Here is an 18,040-nt window from a genome sequence, read left to right on the forward strand (position 1 = left end):
GTCCCTATCGATGTTCGTCAAAAAGATTGATAAATTTGCAATTCAAACAATAGAAAATGCTGCGTCGGCGAATTAGCTCGATTGGCGCGCTGCAAGGCGAGCGCTCAACCGACGACGCGTTATCGCCCGGCCAGCCCTGCGGTCACGATGCCGGCGATAATTTTGCGCTGGAAAATGGCGTAGAAAATCAGAACCGGCATCGAGGCGATGAAAGCGCCGGCGAAGGCCAGGCCGCGCTGGATGTAGCTGCCTTGTTGAATCACCAGCAGGCCGACCGGCAGCGTCAACGCTGCGCGTTCGCTAAGGACGATCAACGGCCAGAAGAGATCGTTCCAGAGGCCCAAAAATGCAAAGATGAACAGCGCCACCATGGCCCCGCGCACCAGCGGTAGACAAATCTGCCAGTAAATGCGAAAACGACTGGCGCCATCGACGCGGGCGGCGTCTTCCAGTTCGCCGGGAATGGAAAAGAAATGCTGCCGCATCAAAAAGATGCCGGTCACGGAGGCGGCGGCGGGCCACCAGATGGCGTGGTAGGTGTTGAGGAGCTTCAGATCGCGCAGCAACAAGAAGGCCGGGATCAACGTCACCGCGGAAGGAATCATGAGGCTAAAAATCAACAAGGAGAAGAGAAACCCTTTGCCTGGAAACTCCAGGCGTGCGAATGCATAGCCGCTCAACGAAGACAAGAACACGATGATTGCCGTGCCGACCGTTGCAACCAACAGACTGTTGATGAACCAACGCACGATGGGCAATTGCGGGTCTACGAAAATCTTTTGAAAATTGCTCAACGTCGGCGGGTTCGGTATCCACTCGATCGGGAATTTCATCTGATTGGCTTCGAGGGTGAAGGCCATTGAAATCATATACAGCACCGGCACCACTACGATCAGCGCCAACGGCAAAAAGCACAACCACAGGAACAAAGAGCGCGCCACATAGCGGCCCAAGCGCCGTCGCTCTGGATATACGATCGTCTGATTCATTGCAAATCTCCTCTTTCTGCTCCTTGCACCCACATCCTGTCGCCGGGGCCGGCTCAATATTCCGTCCGCCGCCGCATCAGCGTGAAGAGAATCACGGTGACCACGATCATGATCAGGGCCAGCACCACCGAGATGGAGGAAGCGTAACCGAAGCGGAAGAATTTCCAGGCAGTCTCATAGAGGTACATCGTAGCCGAGCGGGAAGCGTTGCCGGGACCGCCTCCGGTGATGATGTACGGCTGAGCGAAAACCTGCATATGCGCAATGAACTGCGTGACCACCACAAACAACATGGTCGGCATCAATAACGGCAAGGTGATATGCCGAAACGTTTGCAAAGGGCCTGCGCCGTCGATCTTGGCGGCCTCATACAGAGGTTCGGGGATGTTGTGCATGCCTGCAATAAACACCAACATCGGAAAACCGAACGTCCACCAAACCGTGGTGACGGCCAGCGCCGGAATCACCATGTCCGGATTGCCCAGCCACGCGATGCGCGGGCCGCCCAGCATCGTTGTGATGAAATAGTTCAGAATGCCGATCTGTGTATCCCACACGCGGATCCCGATGATGCCCAGCACCGACACCGACAGGATGCCCGGCGCGTAAAAAAGGACCCGCAGGAAGTTGCTGCCGATGAAAGGATGCTTCAAGCCGGTCGCCACAAACAGAGCAAGAAGAACATTCATGACGACCGTCAATGCGGTGAAATAGGCCGTATTGCTGAGCGTCTGCCAGAAGATTTTGTCTTGCAGCAGCGCCTGATAGTTGGCCAGACCGATGAAGGCCTGATCCTTAAGCATGATCTTCCAGTCGTATAGGCTGATCTGAAGGCCGCGGAAGATCGGATACAACAAAAAGACGCTGAAGAAAAAGAAATGGGGAAGAATAAACAAATAATTGGGAAGCTGTTTGCGCAGCCTCTTCCAACGCTGATTCTGCGCCGCAGCAGTGCGCGACGACGATAGTGTGGAGGTGGCCATGAGTCTAATTGCTCCGTATCCCACAAGCTGCGGACGGCCGATCTCTCAGAGCTGCAGAATCCGCCCGCTCGCTCCAGGTGACCGATGGCGTGGGTTTGGACGAAATCGCCCAAACCCACGACGACAAAACTGGTTGAACATTACGGACGATTCAAGATCGCCTGCACCTGCTCGGCGCCCGCCTTCAATGCCGCAGCGACATCCGAGGTGGGGCTGGCGAGGGCGTTGCCGACCGCCGTCTCCCACGCCGTTTGAATTTCGATGAAAGATTTGTGCGCCAGGTCGGTGCGGCCGATCTCGTTGAACTGGCGAGCCGCCGTGGCGACGGACTCGATGGCCTGCACTTCCGGCAACGCCTGCACCGACTTGAGCGCCGGCACCTGGCCGGAGGTCGCCCAGTAGGCGCCATTTTCGACCAGGAAGGTCATCAACCGCTTGGCCTTGGCGATGCCATCCTCGTCTACGCCTGTGGGGATGGACATGATGTGAGAGTCGAACTTCACAGCCTGCTTGCCATCCGGCGCCAACGAATTGATGTACGCAGTCTTGGTCACCGCTGCAATGTCGGGGTTGTCGCGCATAAAGCCGCCCGTCCAGGTGCCTTCCCACATGAAGACGAGCTTGTTGTTCTTGTACAGGTCGCCCGCCCACATTTTACCAGGGATCGCCGGCGGAGCGACATAGTATTTATACATCAGGTCATGCCAGAACTGCACGGCAGCGATGGACTCCGGGCTGTCCAAAATCGCGGTCTTGCCGTCTTCGCTCACGACGCCGCCGCCAAACTGCCACAACGTGGTGGGAATGGTGTAGCGCGGCCAGGTGTAGTCGATGGCCCAAACGTCGACATTGTCCTTGTCGAATCCTTCCTCGTTCGGGTGGCGGCCGTTGACGTCCTTGGTGAGCTTCTGCGCCATCTCGATAAATTCAGCGCCGTTCTTGGGCAGGACGTTGGGATCCAACCCCGCCTCCTCCATCAGCTTGGTGTTGTACCACAGCAGCCAGCCGTGATTGTCAAAAGGCACCGCCATGGTCTGGCCGTTGACGGTGATGGCGTTGATGAGGTTTTCGTTGAAATCTGATTTGTTGAGCGTGCCGTCATTGAAGATGATGTCGTCCATCGGCATCATCAGCCCTTCAGACGCCATCTGGTTGACTTCCGCTGCATGAAAGATCACCATGTCCGGAGGCGTGCCCGCGGCCACAGCGGTGGGATACTTCTGGAAGAAAATGTCCCAGGGATACCCCTCGGAGTTCAGACAGAGGTCGGGGTTGGCGTCGACGAACTGCTGCAACAGCTCGGCGAAGACAGCGCCGTCCGAACCGGTCAGACCGTGCCACAGGATGAGCGGATCGCTGCATTGGCCGAAGTTGTTGACCACCGGCGTTGGCTCCGCAGCAGGCGCGCTGACGTCCGCCGCGGCGCCGGCGTCCGTCGCGCCTCCCTCTGCGGGTGCAGCCGCCGGCGCGCCGCCTCCACACGCGGCGAGCAACAACGCCATCACCAAAACAAGCGTGAGGCCGAATGAGAACTTGCGCATTTTCTTCTCCTTTTGTGTTTACCAGGAAACAAACAGGGAACAATCTTTTGTTGAACGACGCAGCATGGACTGCTGCGTTGCAACCGAAACGCCAAGCGAGATGCTTTCTTTCTCTGCACTCATACGGACTCTCGAATCACCAGCCGACAGGGCATCTCAAAACGCCGTCCTGCGCCGGTGTACTCTTTTTGAATGCGCTCAAAGAGCGCTTCGGCCATTCGGCGCCCCATTTCAGCCGGATACTGCGCCACCGTGGTCAATCGCGGCCGCACCCATGTCGCCTGTGGAATGTCGTCGAAGCCGATCACCGCCATCTCGTCCGGAATGCAGATTCCCTGCGCCTGCGCCGCCTCCATGGCGCCGATGGCCATCAGATCGTTGATGGCAAAGACCGCAGTCGGCGGCCGGGTCAGAGATAAAAATTTCTGCACGGCGCGCGCGCCGCTTTCCACCGACCAATCGCCGATCTCAAACAATTCAGGTTCGATCGGCAAATGCGCCTGTTGCAGAGCTTTGAGAAATGCAGCCTTGCGCCGCGCGCCAGCGGAAAATTCCTCCGTCACGCCGATGAATCCGATGCGCCTGTGGCCTTTTTCCTGAATCAGCCAGGTGGTCGCCTCGAACATGGCGCGATCATCCCGTCCGAATACGACGTCAACCCGTGGATGTCGGATCTGCTGACCCAACACGACGACCGCTGCGCCCGTGCGTTCGATAAGAAGCTCCAGCTCCTCTTCCCCCAGGTGATACGGCACCATGATCACACCATCCACGGGACGCCGAATCACCGACTCAAGGAACATCTCCTCACCTTCACGCGTGTGGTCCGAGTTGGCGATCATCACATCGTAGCGATGGACGTGCGCCACATCCTGAACCGCCCGCACCATGGGGTGATAGAAGGGATTGCCGATGTCTGCAATCATCATAGCGATCATGAAGGTCTTTTGCCCGCGCAGGCTGCCTGCGTGAAGGTTTGGGTAATAGCCAAGCGTCTCCACCGCCTCCAACACGCGGCGACGCGTCTCTTCGCCAATAGGGATGCCGCCCTCCACCCCGCTTAACACCCGCGACACCGTGCTCTGCGAGACATTCGCCATGCGAGCTACGTCTCGCATGGTGACGTTTTTTTTAGGACTCGAACTCGAACGCGGCATCAGAACCCTTCTGGATACAAGTTAAAAAAGAGTTACGCAGTTAGGTGAAATTCTGCGCAGAACACGACCTTCCTGGAAGCTTAATGAAATTCAATCGATAATTCTGGCAACCCGCAGGCGCAGTTCGTAGCTGCGCTTCCTTGATCCACCCCGAATCTTGCAATTCACCGCAGACGTGCGGTTGGGAGCCGCCGCTAATTATCACCGCCGGCGATTTGCTCAAATCCGCTCTATCGATTGTCAGGCCTATCGATTGTCAGGTTCAACTGCGTAGCATGAGTTAAAAAGTTCTTCGATAGGTTTTATGCAATCGTATGCGGTAATTCGTAATATAGCATACGAAATTACGCTTGTCAAGCCCTATTCAATTGAAAAATTTTAATAAAAAACTTTGGGACGGATATGAAGCAGCGTTCGGCGCATCGGTGAGGGCGAGCGGGGTGGCTTGGCGACGTTGATGAAGGCCCCGATAAACGCCGCCAAAGGCCTTCCAGGAAGCTACAGGCTTCCTGGAAGGCGGCTAAACTGCGCAGTCTTCATAATCGACTATTCTACATCCAGCGCCACCACCGACATCTTCGGCACGATCAGCGTCATCCCTTCGGATGTGATCTTTGCGTTGTAAAACGGCTGAGGCCGAACTGCGTGGGGCTGTTCAAAGGTGTTGTGGGCGTTCATGGCGGCTGCGCACAGCACGCGGCCTTCCCAAACGCCGACCGTCATGCCGCGGATCAGCACCTCCACGGCAAGGTCGCGCGTGGGATTGGCGTTGCTGACGGTGAGATGGAGTTTTCCCTCGGCGTTGATGGATGCCGAGGCGGAAAGGGCGGGCACGCAATAGTCTCCCAGGTGATAGGACTCGCTGCAAATATCGATCGGCACGAGTGTGGCGTCCTGGTGCGCAGCATAGAGGTCGAACACATGGTAGGTGGGCGTCAGCAGCATCTTTTCGCCCTGGGTCAAGATCACCGCCTGCAATACATTGACCGTCTGCGCAATGTTCGCCATGCGCACGCGGTCGGCGTGGTTGTTAAAAATGTCAAAGGTCACGGCGGCGACGAGCGCGTCGCGCATGGTGTTCTGCTGGTAAAGGAAACGCGGATGCGTGCCCGGCTCCACTGCGTACCACGTGCCCCATTCGTCGACGATCAACGCCACCTTTTTCTCCGGATCATATTTATCCATAATGGTGCCGTGTCGGCGTACAAGCTCTTCCATGTAGCGCGCTTTGGCGATGATCTCGATCCAGCCGGACTCGTCGAACATCGTCGCCGACCCTTCGCGTGAGCCGTCGGGCAGCCGCTTGACCGACGTGTAGTAGTGGAGCGCCAGCCCGTCCATCTGCCGCCCGCGTGGGGTGCGAGCGTCGCCGGCCTTGGCCATGAGCACTTCGGTCCAGTGGTAGTCGTCGCCGGCCGGGCCGCAGGCAATGCGAAAGAGCTTGTTGTCGCCGTAGTCGCGCGCATAGAGGGCGTATTGGCGGTACAGGTCGGCGTAGTACTCCGGCGTCATGCGGCCGCCGCAGCCCCAGTTTTCGTTGCCGACGCCGAAATATTTCAACTTCCACGGCGCCGCGCGGCCGTTGGCCTTGCGCAGATCCGCCATCGGGCTTTGGCCGTCGAAAGTGAGGTACTCCACCCACTGCGCCATCTCTCGCACCGTGCCGCTGCCCACATTCCCACAGATGTAAGGCTCGCAGCCGACCTGTTCGCAGAGATCCATGAACTCATGGGTGCCGAAGTGGTTATTCTCGATGACGCCGCCCCAGTGGGTGTTGACCATCGTGGGACGTTGGTGGCGCGGGCCGATGCCGTCCATCCAGTGGTATTCGTCGGCGAAACAGCCGCCCGGCCAGCGCAACACCGGCGCTTTGATCTTGCGCAGCGCCTCCACGACGTCGGTGCGAATGCCGCGAACGTTCGGGATGGGCGAGTCCTCGCCCACCCAGATGCCTTCATAGATGCATCGTCCAAGATGTTCGGCGAAATGGCCGTAGATGTTGCGGTCGATTTTGGTTTTGGCAAGTTTGACGTCCAGCGTGATTTCGTTCATTGTTCACAACTTTCCACTTGATAGGTTTCCACTTGATAGGTTTCCACTTGATCGAGAGGATGGGTTCGATTGTGCGGCGTCCTCGCCGTAGAGATAGCACTTCACCGCCCTGCCTTCCACTTCTAGAGTGGGCGGCTCGGCGTGTTTGCAAATCTCCATCACGTGAGGGCAACGGCCGGCGAACTTGCAGCCGACGCGGCCGTACTCCTTGACCTCCATGGCGCCCAGGTTGATGGGCCTGGCCCACTGCTCGCGCTCCGTCACGACCGGCTTGGGCACCGACTCTTGCAGCAGCTTGGTGTAGGGATGCAAGGGATTGCCCAACACCTTTTCCACGGGGCCAGACTCCACCACGACCCCGCGCAGCATGATGGCGATGCGGTCGCTGATGTAGTAGGCGGTCGCCAGGTCATGGGTGATGTAGACGACGCTCACTTTCTGTTCATCGCGCAATTTCTTGAAGAGATTCACGATCGACATGCGCAGCGAGGCGTCCACCATCGACACCGGCTCGTCCGCCAGGATTAGGTGCGGTTGGGGAATCAGCGCTCGCGCCACCGAAACGCGCTGAATTTGGCCGCCGGAGAGTTCATGCGGGTAGCGCTGACGCACCTCTTCCAGCGACAGCCCCACCTGATGAAGCGCCTCGTCCACGATCGGCGCCGCCGCGCGGCGGTTTTTGGCGCGACCGAACTGGATCGCCGTCTCAAACAGGTAGTCCTCCACGCGGCGCAGCGGGCTGAAGGTCTCGAAGGGATTTTGAAAGACCGGCTGCACCTTGCGCATGAACTCCATTGCGTCGCGACGGCGCTTGATCGTGGAAAGATCGCGGCCTTCAAAGACGACCCTGCCTTGCGTCGGCTCCAGGTCATGCAGCAGCACGCGCGCCAGGGTCGTCTTGCCGCTGCCGCTCTCTCCGGCGACCGCGAAGATTTCCGGCCTTTCTGCATCCAGGGAAAACGACACATTGTTCACCGCCAGCAGACGCCCTCCGGCGATAAACCCGCCGACGTGGAAGGAAACGGTCACCCGATCCACCTGAAGCAATTTCTTCTCCCCGTTCATTCGGCAGCCTCCGTCACAAGATGGCAGGCGACGCGGTGTTGATGGGGCAGGCGCACCATGGCCGGCGTCTCCGTTCGGCAGCGATCGAAGGCCAGAGGGCAACGCGGGTGAAAGCGACAGCCGCTGGGCGGGTTGGCCAGGTTCGGAGGCGCGCCGCTCAGGCTCTCCTTCACCGACTTGTCGCCGATCATAGGCAAGGAGCGGATCAAATGCTGGGTGTACGGATGACGCGGCGCGGTGAAAATGATCTGCGTGGGCGCCTCCTCGACGATGCGGCCGGCGTACATGATGCCCACGCGGTCGGCTACGTTGGCGTGGATGGCCAGGTCATGGGTGACGAGCAACACGGTGTTTCCGCTTTCGGCTTGAATCTCTTTGAGCATTTGCAAGACCCCGCGCTGCACGACGACGTCGAGCGCCGTCGTCGGCTCGTCGGCGATGATGAGGCTTGGCTGGAAGATCGTCGCCAGGGCGATGGCGACGCGCTGGCGCATGCCGCCCGAAAGCTGATGGGGATACAGATTCAAAACGTCCGGCGGCAATCCGAGGCGCATGACATGGTCGCGCGTCTGCTCCAGAAACAATTTTTTGTTCGGAATGCCCTGATGGGTGCGCACGATGTCTTCAAAGGTGCGGATGATCTTGCGCACAGGGTTCAACACGCTCATGGAGCCTTGCATCACGTAGGAAATTTCCTTCCAGCGCACGGTCTGGCGCAGCTCCTCCGGGTCGATCTTCGTCATGTCCACTTGCAGCGCGCCGAAATCGTAGAGCACGTGGCCGGATTCGATGCGGAGCGGCGGCTTGACCGTCCCGGAGATCACCTTGATCAACGTCGTCTTGCCGCAGCTCGACTCGCCGGCGATGCCGTAGATCTCATTCTCGAAGAGTTCCAGTGATACGTCATCCACCGCGCGCACCGATCGCGAGATGCCGTAGACCTGGGTGCGATAGTATGCGCGCAGATTTTCCACCTGTAACAAGGGCATGGGTTATGCTCCAATCCGTCTGAGGCGCGTGCGGGGGTCGATGAATTCGTTGACGCTGGAGAACAGGAGGTACAGGCCGAGGAACAAGACCACGGCGACCAGAATGGGCGCGGCCAGCCACCACCAAACGCCCGCCACCAACGCCTGATGTTGATTGGCCCAGAAGATGGTCGTTCCGATCGTCGGCACCGTCACGTCCGAAAGGCCGAGCACGCTCAACGTCACCTCCATGCCGATCGACCAGAGCATGTTGTTGATCGTCGTGGCAAAGACGACCGGCAAGACGAACGGAAGGTGCTCGCGCAGCGTCAGCAACAGCGGGGGCGTGCCGGAATAGACGGCGGTGCGCGTGAAGGCGCGCTCTTTCAGGCTCAACACCTGCGCGCGGATCAGCCGCGCGTCCCACGGCCAGCCGAACAGCCCTAGCAGCAACGCCAGCGTGACCAGGCTCAGTTGCCCCTGCAGCAAGAAGCTCAGCAAGACCAGGATCGGCAACACCGGCAACACGACGAAGCTATCGTTCGCAGACATCAGCGCGCGGTCGATGAATCCCCCGCGGTAGCCGGAGACCAGGCCGACGAAGATCGCGATCAGCCGCGACACGACGGCGGTGATCACGCCCAAAATCAACGAATTGCGCACGGCAAAGGCCATCCACCAGAGCAGATCCTGGCCGCGGGAGTTGGTGCCGAAGGGATGCTCCAAAGAAGGCGGCAGATCCTGCGGCGTCATAAAGGTGCGCGTCGGCGGATAGGGAGAAAACCAGGCAAGCGCGGCCAGCAGCAAAGTGAGCATCAGAAAAAGGGAGGCGACGCGAAAACGCCCATCGTATCGGAGCAAATCGCGAAAAACAGCCAGCATAGCTTCATCCAATCTTATTGATGGCGGACTCTGGGATCGAACAGAGGATAGATCAGGTCCAGGATCAACACCGCCGTCGCCACGCCGATGATGGAAAGCAACGTAATGCCCATGATCAGCGTGTAGTCGTTCGCCATAACCGCCTGAAAGGTGAGCGTTCCCATGCCCGGATAGCCGAAGACCACCTCCATGATCAGCGCGCCGCTGAAAATCAGCCCTAACTGCAACGCCAGGCCGGTGATCTGCGGCAGCATGGCGTTCGGAATGATGTATTGACTCAGGATGCGCTTTTTAGGAAGCCCCGTGACTTCGGCGTAGACGACGTAGTCCTCGGAGATGATGTTGGAGGTCAACGATTTCATGCCGACGAACCACCCGCCGACTCCAAGCAGGATCAGGCTGAGCAAGGGCAGGATCGAATGGCGCAGCACGGTCCAGGCGAAGCTCCAACTGAACTCGACCCGCGTGCCGGGCGGATAGGCGCCGCTGAAAGGGAAGATCGGAATCCAATAGGCGAAGACGGCGAGCATCACCAGAGCCACAATGTAATAGGGGATCGGGCGGATCGCCTGGCTGAGGATGTCGACGATCTGGATCGCCCGGTTGTTCTCATAATAACCGGCGATGGCGCCCAGAACGTTTCCAACAATCCAGGAGATCAGGATCGCCGGAATGAGCAGGCCGAACGTCCAGGGCATCGCCGTCGCCAGGAGCTGGATCACAGGCGTGGGAAAGGAAGAAAGCGACGGCCCCAAATCGCCCCGCAGCAGGCGTCCCCAGAAGGCGAGATACTGCTCCCACACGCTGCCCGACAGACCGTACATCTCGGTCAGCGCCTCGCGCATGGCGATGATCGCCTCCGGGCTGACGTGCGAGCCGCTCATCATCAGTTGGCTGACCTGCCGCTCCACCGGATCGTTGGGCGAAAGACGCGGAATGATAAACGTCAATGTGACGCCCAGAAAGATCACCAAAATGTATTGCGCAATGCGAGGAACCAGATAATTCAACACAAACTTGCGCACGTCTTTTCTCCATGCAATGAAATGACCGTGCAGTGAAATGGCCGCCCGCTGCGGAGGCGAGCGCTTTCGGAGCGGGCGGCCATGCCAATTCACGCCTTCGGCTTGATCTTCACATACATGTACTTTGTATTCGCCCAGTTGGCCACGGGATTGGTGTATGGATTCTCCGCGGTGGGGAAGCCTTCCCAGTAGCGCTCGTCGCACACGGAGAAGACGTTGTAGGACATGATCGGCGTGATCGGCATCTCGTTGACGGCCAGCTTGATGAACTCTTGCCCCAGCTCGATGCCCTTCGGATCGTCGAAGTCGAGCCGCTGAATCGCCTCGATGATGCGATCCAGCTCCGGATGGCGCCATCGCATCCGGTTGCGTCCGACGGCGTTTTCGCCCGTAGGCCGATAGAACGAAGAGTGCCAGGACTCCAGGAAGAAGAAGAGGTCGGGGTGGCCGCCCCAGGTTTCGACCGTCCAGCCAAACTCGGCGTCCATTTCGCCCAACAGCGTCAAGCGAGCGCGCGTGGCGTTGTCGCGCACGTCCAGCGAGGCGTCCACGCCGAACTCCGACCAGTTTTCGACGATCATGGCGGCTCCGCGGTTCATGACCGGACGCGTGTCGCCTTCGGCCATCAGCGCAATTTTGAACACCTCGCCGTTAGGCAACACCCATTTGCCGGCCGCATTGCGCGTGCAACCGGCCTTCAACATCAGCTTTTCCGCCGCCTCCAGGTCATGCTTCCACCACCCGTAGCCGATGGCCTTGCGAATTTCGGCGAGATCGGTGGGCACCATGTCGCCGAGCGACTTGCGCGCCTCCTCGGCGATGCGTTGCGCAGCGTCGGGGTCGTAGGGCTTGTACTGTTCGCCGTTGCCCAGGTCCAACGTGAAGTTGTTCAGCCAATCCTGCATCGGCTCGAAATAGTAGCCGGGGTAGAGCCCCGTCGGCGGCACGTGGATGGCGGAGATCGTCGCCGCGCCGCGGTACGAAGCCATCGCCACGCGCACGATGTCGATCGCCAACGTCAGCGCCCAGCGAATGTCGCGGTTGTCCAGCCCGGGCTTCTCGTTGTTGTAGATCACGGAGGGCAGCGTCGGGTCCGGGTGCGCCCACGGGAAGGATTTGAACCAACCTTTCGAGGTGGGATTGGTGCGCGCCAGGGTGATCATCCCTTCCGGCGCAATGTCGTGGATCACGTCCAGCTCGCCCGATGTCTGCGCCATCACCTTCTTGTCGCTGGGGCCGGCGTTGATGTACATGGCGTATTTGGGGGCCGGCATGCCGAAACGCGCCAGCGTCGTGCGCTGCCAGTCCTCGCGGCGCTCCCACAGGTACCAATCGCCCTGCGGGTCGTAATCCTTCAACACATACGGGCCCAGACTTACAGGGGGGTTGAAGGTGTAGGCGACGATGTCGGACTGCTTTTCAAAGACGTGCTTGGGCATGATGAAGCACGCGCTCCACCGCACGGTGAAGAGGCCGTGGAAGCGCGAGTTCGGCTCGGTGAGGTTGAAGACCACCGTGTACTTGTCGGGAATCTCTACGCTGGCCACATATTTGTTGAACTGGCCGTTGTAGTTCATGCCAGGGGTCGCCTTGAGGGTTTCCACCGTGTACGCGACGTCCTCCGCCGTGAACTCCACACCGTCGCTCCAGTAGATGCCTTCGCGCAGCTTCACCGTCATCTGGGTGAAATCCTCGTTGTAGATCGGCTTCTCGGCGGCCAGCGAGTTGTCCCACACGCCGTCGATGCCGGCGTCCGGATCAATGTACCAAAGGGCGTCCAACGCAAGCTGCTGCAGTCCGGTCGATGCGCTCTGGATGCCCGGACGCCAGCGGTTGAAGTCGTCAGCCGGCACCACTCTGCCCGTCGGGTTTTCCAGGATCAACGTCTCCGAGCGCAGCACGCCCGGCGCGATTTCGCGATCCCCCGCCACGCTCACTGCGGCGCCTCCGCCCGCCGCGGGAGCGGCTCCACCCGGCGCCGCCGGCCCGGCGCAGGCGGTCAGCATCGCGCCTGCGGTCACAAGCCCCAGCTGCGCCAGGAATTCGCGTCTTGACAGCGTATATCGGTTCATCTTTTTCTTCTCCTCTGGTATGTACTACAATGGGAATCGAGAACGAAACGGGAATGAAGTTCTGACATCATCGATTGTAGGTAGATATCGATTGTAGGTAGATCGATTGTGGGTAGATCGATTGTGGGTAGGCGTGCACACCTCCAAGCATGTTTGACCCGAAGCTTATGATCGACTTTGAGAATCTGTCGCTCTGTGCGGAGGAGCTGCTCGATCTCAAAGCGCGTTCCCTGTAGGGCGCGAAAAGAACGCCATGCGTTTGCGACGCTATCCATGCAAGACGCGATAGGCGCACTCACCGACGAATCAAAAAACTTTCAAATCGACCTTCAAATTTTTAGTTGACAGTGGGAAAGCAACTGACTAAACTATATTGAAAATTTTCTAAATTGTCAACCCCCGTTTTCAATTAAAATTTTATTAAAACATCTAATCTCAATTGTTTTCAAGCAGGGTGTCCGAGGTGACCGTGAGCAAACGTCCATCTCTTCGTGAAATCGCAGCCATCAGCGACGTCTCGGTTTCGACCGTTTCCCTCGTGTTGAACGACCGGCCCGGCATTTCCGAACAGACCCGCCTGCGCGTGCTAGAGGCGGCCAGCCAGCTCGGTTATGAAATCGGCTCGCCTTCTGCGCCTCGGCAGGCGACCAACACCATCGGGCTGATGATCGAGCATGGCTCCATTCATGCGCTGATGGACATTTTCTACGGGGATGTGATCCGCGGCTTCCAGTCCGAGGCGCAGCGGCTTGGCTATCAAGTCCTGCTGCACATGTACGACCAGCACAGCGAAGAGTTGAATGCCCTGCAGTCTGACCTGGTGGAGCGCGTGCAGGGGCTGATCATCGCTAACGACGGCGACATCACGCCGGAGATGGTCGTGCAGTTGGAAAAGGCGAGCGTGCCGCTCGTCTTGATTGAAAATCGAATTGAAGGCCATCGACTGCCCAGCATCCTCGGCGACAACTTCACCGCCGGTTACACGGTCACGCGCCATCTGCTTTCGCTCGGCCACCGCGAGATTGCCATCCTGCGCGGCCCGACCAAATACAGCAGCCTGGTGGATCGGCTGCGCGGCTGTTTTGCGGCCCTGGGCGAGGCGGGGGTGACCGTGCCTGAGGCGTTTCTGCCGCCCCCGGCGTCCGAGCATCCACAAAAAGGCTACCTGCAGATGAAAAGCATCCTGTCCTTGCCTCGCAAGCCGACTGCAGTTGTAGCCATCAGCGACAAGACCGCCTTCGGCGCCATGAGCGCCATCCACGAAGCCGGGCTGCGCATCCCAGAAGACATCGCCATCGTCAGCATCGACAATGTCGCCAGCAGCGTCTACACCAATCCCCCGCTCACCACGTATCACATTCCCAGGCGGGAAATGGGCGTGCTCGCCATGCAAAAGCTCCATCGCATCATCGAAGGAAGAGCGGAGATTCCGGTGAAGAGCGTCATGTACGGCGAGCTGATCGTGCGCGAGTCCTGCGGCGCGCAAAAGCCGGAATGAGGCCGTTTCCGGTATAATAGCTTCATGGCCTCAACCGACGCCTCGCCGATTCAAGAGCCTCATCACGCGTCCTCTCTCCGGGACTGGCGATGGTGGACGCCGGGCCTCGCCCGGTTGCGCACCTATCCGCCGGCCTGGCTGCGCTATGACTTGAGCGCCGGGCTGGTGCTGGCCACCATGCTTGCGCCGGTGGGCATGGCCTACGCTCAGGCCGCCGGCCTGCCCGCCGTCCACGGCCTCTATGCGACGATCGTTCCCCTGCTGGCCTATGCGATCTTTGGCCCAAGCCGCATCCTCGTCGTCGGACCCGACTCTTCGCTGGCGCCGATCATCGCCGCCACGGTGCTGCCGCTGGCGCACGGCGACGCCCAACGCGCCGTCGCACTGGCGGGGATGATGGCGATCATGGCCGGCGTCGTCTGCATCGGCGCCGGCGTGGCAAGGCTGGGCTTTCTCACCGAGCTGCTGTCCAAACCCATTCGCTACGGCTACATGAACGGCATTGCGCTCATCGTGTTGGTGAGCCAGGCGCCGACGCTCCTGGGCGTTTCAGTGCAAGGGGACAACGCCCTGCAACGGGCGTGGGAGCTGCTGGAGGGAATCGTAGCCGGGCGCGTCAACTGGGTCGCTTTTGCGATCGGCGGCGCAGCGCTGGTCGCCGCCCTGCTGTTGAAACGCCAGCCGCGCCTCCCGGCGATGCTGATTGTGCTGGTCGGCGCGACGCTCGTCGTGACGCTGTTCGACCTCGACGCCCGCGCGGGCGTGGCCGTCGTGGGCGAGATCCCCACCGGCTTGCCGACGCCTGCGCCGCCGCAGGTCGATTTTAACGAGCTTGCGCCCTTGCTGCTCGGCGCCGTCACCGTGGCCATTGTCGCCTTCGCCGACACCAGCGTGCTCTCGCGCGCCTACGCCGCCAAAACGGGCGACAAAGTCGATCCCAACCAGGAGCTGGTCGCGCTAGGCGCCGCCAATCTGGCTGCGGGCTGCTTTCAGGGGTTTCCCATCTCCAGCAGCTCGTCGCGGACCCCCGTCGCCGAGGCGGCCGGCGCGCGCACGCAGCTTGCCGGCGTCACCGGCGCCGTTGCGGTGACGCTGCTCCTCCTCTTCGCGCCTTCATTGCTGAGCAACACACCCACCGCCGTCCTGGCGGCGATCGTCATGGTCTCGGCGCTCGGCCTCATCCAAATCTCCGATCTGCGGCGCATCTATCGCATCCAGCGCTGGGAGTTCTGGCTGTCGATGGCGTGTCTGGCGGGGGTCGTCCTCTTCGGCGCCATCCAGGGCGTCGGGCTGGCCATCGTGATCGCAGTGATCGAATTTTTATGGGACGGCTGGCGGCCTCATTCCGCCGTGCTGGGCCGCGTCGACGGCCTCAAGGGCTATCACGACATCACGCGCTATCCCAATGCCCGGCTCATTCCTGGGCTGGTGCTCTTCCGCTGGGACGCGCCGCTCTTTTTCGCCAACGCAGAATATTTCCGTACGCGCGTGTTGGAGGCCATCGCCGCTTCGCCCACGCCGGTGCGCTGGGTGGTGGTCGCCGCCGAGCCGGTCACCAGCGTCGACGTCACCGCCGCCGACATGTTGGCCGAGCTTGACGACGCCCTGCGACAGGCCGGCGTTCAACTCTGCTTTGCGGAGATGAAAGATCCGGTCAAAGACAAGCTCAAACGTTTTGGGCTGTTCGAGCGATTTGGCGAAGAGCATTTTTTCCAGACGATCGGTCAGGCGGTGAGCACCTACGTCAAAAAATTTGACGTGGATTGGGTGGATTGGGAAGATCGTTTATCGAAGAATGCCGCGCAGGTCACGCCTGAGGCGTCCCGTAGCGCTCCGCCTGGAGCGTCCGGCTAGAGGCCGAACCCGCGCTCTCATGCAGGTCATCGCTTCCGGCGTCATGTCATTGTGCGCCAGAAACTATTGCGGCTGCGAGCCGCAGCAGCTCAGATGATAAAGGGAGGCTGAAAAGTCAGAGCTTTATGCGTACATCCACCGAACCTAAGCCGAAAACAAACCCTCTGCAGACGCTTGAATTGCCGGTGCGCGGCATGGATTGCGCCGAGTGTGTGCGACATGTGGAGCACGCATTGGCGAAGACGCCGGGCGTGGCGTCTGTTCAAGTCTTCCTGTCCGCCGAAAAGGCGATCTTGCAGGTGGACCCTTCGGTGGCGTCGATCGAGCAGCTGCGCGCGGCGGTGGCGGAAGCGGGCTACACCGTGCCGGAGCCTGCGGAGGAGGCGACGACGAAAGCGCACGCAGGGTATACGCGCAAGGTGTGGACGGTGCTGGCGCTGGTGTTCGGCGCCGTGCTCTTCGTGGTGGTGATCGGCGAGTGGCTGGGACTGTTTGAGCAGATCACGGCGCGCGTGCCGTTCGCAATCGGCGCAGCGCTGGTCGTGTTGAGCGGATGGCCGGTCTTCGCCAATGTTGCACGTGCGGCGCGCAGGCGACAGATCACCTCGCACACGCTGATGACCCTGGGCGTGCTCGCGGCGCTGGCGGTCGGCGAATGGGCGACGGCGGCGGTGGTGGTCTTTTTCATGCGCGTCGGCGACTATGTCGAGCGATTCACTGCAGAAGGCGCCCGCACTGCGCTGCGCGATCTGACGGCGCTGACGCCCAAACAGGCGCGCGTCGTGCGCGACGGCGTCGAGCAGGAGATTCCGGTGGAGGCGGTGAGGCCCGGCGAAATTGTCGTCGTGCGTCCCGGCGAGCAGATTCCGGTGGATGGCGTCGTCGTCGAAGGCCACGCCACGGTGGATCAGGCGACCATCACCGGAGAGCCGTTGCCGGTGGAGGCGGAGCCGGGCAGCCGCGTCTTCGCCGCCACCATCGCCCGCCTGGGCAGCCTGCGCATCCGCACCGAGCGCGTCGGCGCCGACACCACCTTTGGTCGCGTGGTCAGGCTGGTGCAGGAGGCGGAAAGCAACCGCGCGGAAGTGCAGCGCTTCGCCGACCGCTTCAGCAGCTATTACCTGCCCATCGTAGTCGCCATCGCTGCGCTCACCTTTCTGATTCGCCGCGACCCGCTGGCAATGGCGGCGGTGCTGGTCGTCGCCTGCTCGTGCTCGATTGCGCTGGCCACGCCGGTCGCCATGTTGGCGGCGATCGGGCGCGCTGCACGCGAGGGCGTGTTGATCAAAGGCGGCAAATACATCGAGGCGCTGGCGCGCGCCAACGTGCTGCTGCTCGACAAAACCGGCACGTTGACGCTTGGACGCCCCCAGATTGAGCGCGTGATCCCCTTCAACGGCGTCGAGCCAACCGAGGCGCTGCGCCTGGCGGCCTCGGCAGAGCGCGATTCCGAACATCCGCTGGCCGAGGCGGTGCGCGCTCATGCTGCGCGCCAGGGCATCCGGCTGAGCGAGCCGACGCGCTTCGAGGCGATCCCCGGCAAGGGCGTGATCGCCGAGGTGGAAGGGCATCGCGTCGCCGTCGGCAGCCACCGCCTGCTCGCTGCACAGGACGCCGCGCTCGTCGCAAGTGTGAAAGAGACGCAGGGCAGCGTGCTATGGGTCGTCTGCGACGGGAAGCCGATCGCCGCGCTGGTGGCGACCGATACGCTCCGCCCCGAAACGCCGCTCGCCATCCAACGCCTGCGGGAACTGGGCGTCGAGCAGATTGAATTGTTGACCGGAGACAATCCCGGCGCAGCGGCGGCGCTCGCTGAACCGTTGGGCATCCCTTACCGCGCCAACCTGCTGCCCGAGGACAAAATCGCCGTTGTGCGCGACTATCAACGGCAGGGGAAGGTCGTCGTGATGGTGGGCGACGGCGTCAACGATGCGCCGGCGCTGGCGCAGGCCGA

The 18,040-nt window shown here is 60.7% G+C and carries 13 protein-coding genes; 3 read left to right on the forward strand and 10 right to left on the reverse strand.

Translation table 11 applies throughout. The annotated features are described in order from the left end of the window. Positions 1 to 119: 119 nt before the first annotated feature. The 10 genes from Q0367_RS10015 to Q0367_RS10060 all read right to left on the reverse strand — a co-directional run bounded on the left by Q0367_RS10015 (position 120) and on the right by Q0367_RS10060 (position 12,734). Positions 120 to 989, reverse strand: a complete 870-nt coding sequence (locus tag Q0367_RS10015) for a carbohydrate ABC transporter permease (RefSeq protein ID WP_298982027.1) — start codon at positions 987 to 989, stop codon at positions 120 to 122. A gap of 53 nt (positions 990 to 1,042) precedes the next feature. After that, positions 1,043 to 1,972, reverse strand: a complete 930-nt coding sequence (locus tag Q0367_RS10020) for a carbohydrate ABC transporter permease (protein ID WP_297636881.1) — start codon at positions 1,970 to 1,972, stop codon at positions 1,043 to 1,045. 140 nt (positions 1,973 to 2,112) lie between these two features. Continuing rightward, the gene (locus Q0367_RS10025) at positions 2,113 to 3,513 is read right to left on the reverse strand and encodes an extracellular solute-binding protein (protein ID WP_298982029.1); all 1,401 of its coding nucleotides are present in this window, start codon (positions 3,511 to 3,513) and stop codon (positions 2,113 to 2,115) included. A gap of 119 nt (positions 3,514 to 3,632) precedes the next feature. Next, positions 3,633 to 4,631 (reverse strand): LacI family DNA-binding transcriptional regulator, encoded by a 999-nt coding sequence (locus Q0367_RS10030; RefSeq protein WP_298982031.1) that lies wholly within the window; start codon positions 4,629 to 4,631, stop codon positions 3,633 to 3,635. Positions 4,632 to 5,216: 585 nt separating this feature from the next. Then, positions 5,217 to 6,722, reverse strand: a complete 1,506-nt coding sequence (locus Q0367_RS10035; RefSeq protein ID WP_298982033.1) for an alpha-N-arabinofuranosidase — start codon at positions 6,720 to 6,722, stop codon at positions 5,217 to 5,219. A gap of 3 nt (positions 6,723 to 6,725) precedes the next feature. Further along, positions 6,726 to 7,787 carry an ABC transporter ATP-binding protein gene (locus Q0367_RS10040; protein ID WP_298982035.1) on the reverse strand — a complete coding sequence of 354 codons (1,062 nt, stop codon included), beginning with the start codon at positions 7,785 to 7,787 and terminating at the stop codon, positions 6,726 to 6,728. Further along, entirely contained in the window at positions 7,784 to 8,776 is a 993-nt protein-coding gene (locus Q0367_RS10045; RefSeq protein WP_298982037.1) for an ABC transporter ATP-binding protein, read from the reverse strand. The genes Q0367_RS10040 and Q0367_RS10045 overlap by 4 nt, the downstream gene beginning before the upstream one ends. A gap of 3 nt (positions 8,777 to 8,779) precedes the next feature. Then, complete coding sequence (locus tag Q0367_RS10050; protein ID WP_298982039.1) at positions 8,780 to 9,637, reverse strand: ABC transporter permease; 858 nt, start codon at positions 9,635 to 9,637, stop codon at positions 8,780 to 8,782. A gap of 14 nt (positions 9,638 to 9,651) precedes the next feature. After that, positions 9,652 to 10,662, reverse strand: a complete 1,011-nt coding sequence (locus Q0367_RS10055) for an ABC transporter permease (RefSeq protein WP_298982042.1) — start codon at positions 10,660 to 10,662, stop codon at positions 9,652 to 9,654. A gap of 89 nt (positions 10,663 to 10,751) precedes the next feature. Continuing rightward, positions 10,752 to 12,734: an ABC transporter substrate-binding protein gene (locus Q0367_RS10060; RefSeq protein ID WP_298982043.1), complete on the reverse strand. Its 1,983-nt coding sequence runs from the start codon at positions 12,732 to 12,734 to the stop codon at positions 10,752 to 10,754. A 469-nt stretch (positions 12,735 to 13,203) separates the two neighbouring features. Here Q0367_RS10060 and Q0367_RS10065 point away from each other — a divergent pair, with 469 nt between their 5' ends. From Q0367_RS10065 to Q0367_RS10075, 3 genes are all read left to right on the forward strand, one after another. Next, on the forward strand, positions 13,204 to 14,232 hold the full coding sequence (locus Q0367_RS10065; protein ID WP_298982045.1) for a substrate-binding domain-containing protein: 1,029 nt from the start codon (positions 13,204 to 13,206) through the stop codon (positions 14,230 to 14,232). Between the two features lie 24 nt (positions 14,233 to 14,256). After that, the gene (sulP, locus tag Q0367_RS10070) at positions 14,257 to 16,086 is read left to right on the forward strand and encodes a SulP family inorganic anion transporter (RefSeq protein ID WP_298982047.1); all 1,830 of its coding nucleotides are present in this window, start codon (positions 14,257 to 14,259) and stop codon (positions 16,084 to 16,086) included. A 125-nt stretch (positions 16,087 to 16,211) separates the two neighbouring features. Further along, positions 16,212 to 18,040 (forward strand): cation-translocating P-type ATPase (locus tag Q0367_RS10075; RefSeq protein ID WP_298982048.1); only part of this gene is annotated, 1,829 nt, incomplete at its 3' end.

Origin of the sequence: uncultured Caldilinea sp., from assembly GCF_937128415.1 — a bacterium.
Taxonomy (GTDB): Bacteria; Chloroflexota; Anaerolineae; order Caldilineales; family Caldilineaceae; genus Caldilinea.